This is a genomic window from Nonomuraea basaltis, from assembly GCF_005893125.1.
GTDB classification, from domain to species: domain Bacteria; phylum Actinomycetota; class Actinomycetes; order Streptosporangiales; family Streptosporangiaceae; genus Nonomuraea; species Nonomuraea basaltis.
Map to the genome: position 1 here is coordinate 1 of NZ_VCJS01000570.1, position 1,283 is coordinate 1,283.

A 1,283-nucleotide genomic window follows, 5' to 3' on the forward strand; every position below is an offset into this window, starting at 1 on the left:
CGGTCGGGAAGGAACGACGCCGGGATGCCCTGTCTGATCATGAAGAGCCGTTGGTGTTCGACGGCCTCGTAGCTCTCTCCCTCTAAGAAGTCGCCGATCATTTCGCCGACTGGCTCAAGAAGGCGCATCCGGGGGAGCGCCGCCGCCTGTTCGTCCCGTTGCTGCGGGAGCTGGCTACCGGCCGGCACCGGGAGCCCACTTCCCCGATACGGACGGTTACATCATTAGGAAAATCAAGATCTATATATTGAAAATTAAGTTCTGAGTTGGTATAGCTTAAATATGGCAGATCAGGCGATGGACTGGCAGGAGCTGACGAACTTGACCCGGGGTCGGCCGTTCGTCGTCGAGCGGGTGCGGTTGGCCGACAGCGGCGTCGCGATCGAGGGTGAGTTCGAGCTGCCGCAACTGGCTCAGCTCAGCGTCGAGGACCAGGTCTTCGTCACGGCGTTTGTACGGTGCCACGGCTCGATCAAGCAGATGGAGCGGATCTTCGGCGTGAGCTACCCGACGATCAAGTCGCGGCTGAACCGGATCGCGCAGGTGCTCGACTTCGTCGAGACCGATCCCGCGCCGTCGCGGTCCGACACCATCGACCGGTTGCGCCGCAGCGAGATCACCGCGCGGCAGGCGCTGGCCGAATTGGAGGGGCGCGCATGATGCCGCAGCTGGTGACCGTACGGGTCCAACGCCCGGACCGTCGCCCCATTCGGCTGTGGGCCCCGGTGCTCCCCGCGGTGCTCCTGCTGTCACCGCTCGTGGCCTTGGCCGCCCTGGGGGGAGTCGTGGCCTGCGTCATCTACAGCATCGATGTGGCGCGGGCATTCAACACCGCCCGCCGCATCGTTTGCGCGTTGCCCGGCACTCGCGTCGACATCGCGCAGGGCCGTACGGCCGTGCTCGTCACCATCCGATGAGAGGTTCCGATGAACGAACAGCGCAGGGACATCCTTGACATGCTGGCCGAGGGCAAGATCACCGCAGATGAGGCGGAGCGGCTCATCACCGCACTCGAAAGAACCAAGCCACCCGCAGGGGCTGAGCCGGCCGTACGGCCGAAGTACCTGCGGGTGGTGATGGAGATCAACGATGAGGGCGAGTCCGGGCGGCTCAACGTGCGGATACCGCTGCAACTGCTGCGGGCCGGTGTGCAGCTCGCGGCCTTGGTCCCACCGAAGGCGCTGGATCGGGCCAACGCCGAGCTCGACAAGGCGGGCGTGCCGCTGGACCTGAAGCAGCTCAAGCCCGAGCAGCTTGAGGCGCTCGTGGAGCACCTCGACGAG

General features: G+C 65.1%; 4 protein-coding genes. 3 read left to right on the top strand and 1 reads right to left on the bottom strand.

The window, feature by feature from the left end:
- The coding region (locus EJK15_RS74035) for a hypothetical protein (protein WP_206062381.1) at positions 1-188 on the bottom strand (188 nt) is incomplete at its 3' end.
- Between the two features lie 94 nt (positions 189-282).
- On the opposite strand from EJK15_RS74035, the gene EJK15_RS69420 reads away from it, so the two are divergent.
- The 3 genes from EJK15_RS69420 to EJK15_RS69430 form a co-directional block, all read left to right on the top strand.
- Positions 283-660 (top strand): DUF2089 domain-containing protein, encoded by a 378-nt coding sequence (locus tag EJK15_RS69420; protein ID WP_206062394.1) that lies wholly within the window; start codon positions 283-285, stop codon positions 658-660.
- On the top strand, positions 657-917 hold the full coding sequence (locus EJK15_RS69425) for a hypothetical protein (protein ID WP_138720943.1): 261 nt from the start codon (positions 657-659) through the stop codon (positions 915-917). Before EJK15_RS69420 ends, EJK15_RS69425 begins: the two co-directional genes overlap by 4 nt.
- A gap of 9 nt (positions 918-926) precedes the next feature.
- A partial coding sequence (locus EJK15_RS69430; RefSeq protein ID WP_138720944.1) for an SHOCT-like domain-containing protein occupies positions 927-1,283 on the top strand: 357 nt, incomplete at its 3' end.